General features: G+C 36.2%; 1 protein-coding gene. It reads left to right on the top strand.

Translation table 11 applies throughout. The features are described from left to right. The coding region (locus NNO04_RS22735; protein ID WP_271446550.1) for a hypothetical protein at positions 1 to 199 on the top strand (199 nt) is incomplete at its 5' end. Positions 200 to 254: the final 55 nt, after the last annotated feature.

The following is a 254-nucleotide window of genomic DNA, read 5'->3' as shown; positions in this document are numbered from 1 at the left end:
TGAAAATGTTGGGGATAGCTCTATTTTTTTAAATGATGGATATCTTCAAGCCACAACGTATAGAATAGTATTACCAGAAGGAATGGAATCCTTTATAGATAAAGACACATCCATTAGCAATGAAAGGATTTGGATGGTCAGCTGTGATCATTATTGCCATCATCGTTTGTTCATGGATACTTGGTGTAGAGTATTATAAAACCATCACTTTACCCAACCTAAAACCCTCACGCGTCAGGGTTGATTTTAATGGT

Source organism: Citrobacter sp. Awk 4 (genome assembly GCF_028069725.1).
Classification (GTDB): Bacteria; Pseudomonadota; Gammaproteobacteria; order Enterobacterales; family Enterobacteriaceae; genus Citrobacter_D.
This window is presented reverse-complemented; position numbering and strand designations above follow the sequence as displayed.